7 protein-coding genes are annotated in these 3,777 nt (G+C 72.7%); 2 read left to right on the top strand and 5 right to left on the bottom strand.

Annotation, left to right across the window (positions count from 1 at the left end; translation table 11 throughout):
• The coding region (locus tag AB0M39_RS41510; RefSeq protein WP_365374257.1) for a hypothetical protein at window positions 1–300 on the top strand (300 nt) is incomplete at its 5' end.
• A gap of 139 nt (window positions 301–439) precedes the next feature.
• Window positions 440–943, top strand: coding sequence for a hypothetical protein (locus tag AB0M39_RS41505; RefSeq protein ID WP_365374255.1), 504 nt, complete (start codon window positions 440–442; stop codon window positions 941–943).
• Between the two features lie 76 nt (window positions 944–1,019).
• Here the strand turns inward: AB0M39_RS41505 and AB0M39_RS41500 are convergent, their stop codons facing one another.
• The 5 genes from AB0M39_RS41500 to AB0M39_RS41480 form a co-directional block, all read right to left on the bottom strand.
• Window positions 1,020–1,298 (bottom strand): hypothetical protein, encoded by a 279-nt coding sequence (locus AB0M39_RS41500; protein WP_365374253.1) that lies wholly within the window; start codon window positions 1,296–1,298, stop codon window positions 1,020–1,022.
• Window positions 1,299–1,362: 64 nt separating this feature from the next.
• The gene (locus AB0M39_RS41495; protein ID WP_365374251.1) at window positions 1,363–1,767 is read right to left on the bottom strand and encodes a hypothetical protein; all 405 of its coding nucleotides are present in this window, start codon (window positions 1,765–1,767) and stop codon (window positions 1,363–1,365) included.
• The gene (locus AB0M39_RS41490; RefSeq protein ID WP_365374248.1) at window positions 1,764–2,051 is read right to left on the bottom strand and encodes a hypothetical protein; all 288 of its coding nucleotides are present in this window, start codon (window positions 2,049–2,051) and stop codon (window positions 1,764–1,766) included. The genes AB0M39_RS41495 and AB0M39_RS41490 overlap by 4 nt, the downstream gene beginning before the upstream one ends.
• Window positions 2,048–2,539, bottom strand: coding sequence for a hypothetical protein (locus AB0M39_RS41485; protein WP_365374245.1), 492 nt, complete (start codon window positions 2,537–2,539; stop codon window positions 2,048–2,050). The genes AB0M39_RS41490 and AB0M39_RS41485 overlap by 4 nt, the downstream gene beginning before the upstream one ends.
• Window positions 2,540–2,554: 15 nt before the next feature.
• Window positions 2,555–3,670 carry a PD-(D/E)XK nuclease family protein gene (locus AB0M39_RS41480; RefSeq protein ID WP_365374242.1) on the bottom strand — a complete coding sequence of 372 codons (1,116 nt, stop codon included), beginning with the start codon at window positions 3,668–3,670 and terminating at the stop codon, window positions 2,555–2,557.
• Between the last annotated feature and the right edge of the window lie 107 nt (window positions 3,671–3,777).

Here is a 3,777-nt window from a genome sequence, read left to right as displayed (position 1 = left end):
CCACGACGGCCCGGGCGAGCGCTACTCCACCGCGCTGACGTGGGCGTTCAATCTGCCGCCCCGGCCCCGGCCCCCAAGGCCGCCCGCCGCGCCGCCCAGGGCACCGCCAGCGCCCCCGGCTGGGAGCTGCTGTACGACAAGCCCAAGCAGGACTGCGAGGTCGGCCGCCGGTGGGAGGACGGGAAGCCCGTCTACGCGCTGATCTGCAAGGCCCACGGGCACGTGCACAGCCTGGAGCGGCTGACCGCCGAGCGGTCCCTCCGTGCGAACGGCGGCTGGTGCCCGGAGTGCGGGAAGTAGGAGCTCACGGTATGGCCGGGCGGGTGGCCGGGTGGCCGCCCGCCCGGCCGTGTGACATGGGAGTTGCATCCCCTGAATAGTGATGCTAATCTGGTGTCACATCAGGGGGCGGCGAGCCCCCAACCGGAAGGAGCCCACGATGGACGCCACGATCTCCCTCAAGTACAACTCCGCCACCGTCCACATCGACGGCCTGGAGGTCCGCACCGAGGGCTCCGAGTTCAACTACTCGCTCACCCCCTGCTCCGCCCTCACTCGCTCCACCCGGATGTGCACCGCCAAGGGCCAGCACGCCACTGCCGCCGACGCGCTGGCCGCCGCCGTCAGCCTGGCCCGCTCGCTCGGCAAGAAGCTCTGCAAGAACTGCGTCGCCGCCGCCGAGGCCCAGGCCGCCGCCGAGGTCGCCGCTCCGGTCGTCAAGACCACCCGCCAGGCGCTCGGCCCCGCCTCGGTCACCGGCTGGGAGCTCCTCTACGACAAGCCGAAGCAGGGCTGCGAGGTCGGCCGCCGGTTTGACGCTCAGGGCAAGGCCCACTACGCCCTGATCTGCAAGACCTCCGGCACGGTCCACCGCCTGGCCCGCCTCAGCGACGAGGGCCAGGTCCGCAAGACCGGTGGCTGGTGTCCCGACTGCCAGCACTGACCCCGGCCGGGCAAGCGAAAGGGCGGACGCCCCCGGCGTCCGCCCTCACCGCTGCCCACCATCCCGTGCCGACAGGCTACGACCCCCCACTGACAACGGCCCGCAGCCACGCCTCGCACGCCCCGCACCGCAGCCACGCCCACCGCGCCCCGGCCTCTTCCCTGCCGCACACCTGGCACGCCAACCACGGCACCTCGCCCAGGTCCCCGGCGGGCGACAGCGCCAGCCGCCGCGCCACGTCCAGGAACCCCGACCCGCACCCCCGGCACCCGGCCACCAGCCGCGCCGCGTCCACGCCGCGCGGCCAGCCGCCGGTCGGAGGGTCCGCCCACTCCAGGACGTGATCCACCCGCATGTGACCGGCCACCCGGCACCGCTCACACGGCAGCCCGACCGGCCCCTTCGCGGGGAGCCACGCCTCAGCCACCGGCCGTCGCCTCCCCCGGCCCCGGCCGCCGGTACCCGTACAGCTCGAACGGGACGCCGTCCAGCTCCACCACGTCGGGCAGCCGGTCCAGGTCGCTGAGGTCCTGCACGTACAGCCACGTCAGGAACGCCTCGAACAGGACGCACACGTGGATCCGGTGCTTGTTGAGGTCGGCCTTGGCGAACCCGCCCGGCCGGAACGCCGCGCCCTCGCACGTCTGGAGGTCGAAGACGATGATGTGCTTCGGGCCCCACCCGCACTGCCGCAGCAGCGGACCGTACGGGTTGTCGTCGATGGCGCTGCGCCGGGCCCACTCCTCGTCGGGCCGCATGACCATGAACTTGCCCCAGTTGGCCGGGTCCCCGGTCTGCTTCGCCTCGATGATCCGCGTCTTCACGAACTCGCCCCGTCCTCGTCGCCGCCGTCCGGGCTCTCGGCCACCTGCTGACCCCACGCCGCGATCACCGCGCACAACGCCCGCGTCGCATCCGCGCGGACGTCGATCCGGGGCCAGCCCTCGGCCGACCCGTGCGCCGCCATCGCATCCCCGAACGGGACGATGAAGCCGATCTCCATCGGCTCCCCGCTCGCGGCCTGCGCCGTGATCCAATGCCTGCCCGTCTCCGGGTCCGGCTCCAGCACCTGGAACCGGATCTCCAACACCGTGGTCACTGAGCTCACCGTTCTCCTTCCTCAAGCGGGTCGTCTGCCAGCAGCTCCCGCGTGTACCGATCCACCAGCGCCCGGTGCTCCAGCAGCACCCGCGCCCGCGCCTTCCGGCGCGCAAGCTCCCTACGTGCGTCCTCGGTGCGCCGCGTCCGCCCGCCGAGGGCGGCGGCGATGTGCGCCGCCGCGTCTCCTGTGGCGTACGCCTGGATCGTCCGGCGGCCGACGTCGGGGAACAGCAGCCCCCACGTCATGTCGTGCCACTCCCGCTGGGAGCGGACCACCAGCGCCCCGTCCGCGGTCATGTGCCTGAGTTCCTTCTCCAGCCCCGACCACGACATGATCCGCCGCAGGTCGTACGAGCCGCTGGCCTCGCTGGTGTCCACGCCCAGCACCTCGCAGACGCGGAAGGCCAGAGGCCCCACCGACACCGGACCGCCGTCCAGCGCCGCCAGGGCCTCTGTGATCGTCTCCCGCGTAGGCGAAGGCAGTACCGGCCTCATTCCGCCCATCGCTTCCTATCCCTCCGGTTCCTTCCGGCCCCACTGGACCAGCCGGTTCCCCGTGCGCTTCCTCATCGGGACCTCGCCCCCCAGGAGCGCCAACTGCTCCACCGCCGCCTTCTTGTCGACCTCTTCCCCATCCTTCTGGTACTTGATGATCATCTCCCCCTGTTCGTCGCGGTAGGCGCCCATCTCCGGCCGCCCGACCATCGCCCCCCACTTCTCCCGGTCCTTGGTCAGCTCGCCGATCTGGTCGCCCAGCTCCTTGAACTTCCGGGCCGCGAACGCGATCTCGGGCTCGTCGTGCACCTTGAGCGCGGCGCTGTCGCCCGGCCGGGCGTCCGGCCCCCAGCACTGCCGCAGCCACGCACACCCGTCGCACACCCACGACAGACCCGGACCCCGCTCCGAGCGCGGCGCATAGTCCGGCGCTCGGGCCATCTCCCACAGCCGCCGGACGTACTCCAGCGTCTCCTCCTCCTCGTCCGGCCCGAACGGCTCGATCGCCACCAGCACCTCACCGGAGGACCGGTCCACGTACAGCCACGCCACCCACGCCACCGGCAGCCCGAGCTGGCGCAGCGCCGTGGCGTACCCGCGCACCTGCCACCGGTGCGACACCTTGACCCCGTCGTGGTCGATCTGCCCGATCCGGTAGGCGTTCACCGTCTTGAGGTCCAGCACCCCGCCGCCCATGACGTGCGAGTAGCAGTCCGCCGTGCCGGGCACGACCAGCCGCCGGGTGCCGCCGTCGGGCAGCGGAACCTCCACCTCCAGCTCCACCGGCAGCTCGATGTCCGCGTGAGCCAGCACGTTCTCGAACTGCGGCAGCAGGCCGGAGTGGATCCACGTCCCGATCATCGCCTGCCGCGCCTCTTCGGCGTCGCTCAGCTCCACGTCCGTCGGCGGCACCCCGGCCAGCCGGTAGGCCGCTTCCCGCTTGCACCCGCCGATGCCCGACATGGACAGCGCCCACCGGTTGGTGCGCGCCTGCTGACCGGCCTGGTTGGCGAGCTGGAAGGCGCGGGCCGTGGCCCGCTCCAGCGCCTTCGCCAGGACGGGCACGGCCGCCGCCGGGAGCGGCCCCAGCTCCGCAGCCGCCATGCCCTCCTCCTGCTCCAGGGCGGTCATGAGCGGCCGTCCGTGCACTGGTCGCCGTGCTTGCCGGTGGAGATCACGTCGTCCACGATGCACCCGCACGGCAGCGCCCGGCCGTCCGGCCGGGCGGCCGGGTGGTC

It is taken from the genome of Streptomyces sp. NPDC051907 (genome assembly GCF_040681075.1).
Taxonomy (GTDB): domain Bacteria; phylum Actinomycetota; class Actinomycetes; order Streptomycetales; family Streptomycetaceae; genus Streptomyces.
The sequence above is the reverse complement of the archived record's forward strand: the minus strand, read 5'-3'. Positions and strand labels throughout refer to the sequence as shown.

Bases quoted from the DNA above. Each gene is read 5' to 3' on its own strand.
- AB0M39_RS41505 (WP_365374255.1), top strand. From the start codon at position 440: ATGGACGCCACGATCTCCCTCAAGTACAACTCCGCCACCGTCCACATC.
- AB0M39_RS41480 (WP_365374242.1), bottom strand. From the start codon at position 3,670: ATGACCGCCCTGGAGCAGGAGGAGGGCATGGCGGCTGCGGAGCTGGGG.
- AB0M39_RS41500 (WP_365374253.1), bottom strand. From the start codon at position 1,298: ATGCGGGTGGATCACGTCCTGGAGTGGGCGGACCCTCCGACCGGCGGC.
- AB0M39_RS41485 (WP_365374245.1), bottom strand. From the start codon at position 2,539: ATGAGGCCGGTACTGCCTTCGCCTACGCGGGAGACGATCACAGAGGCC.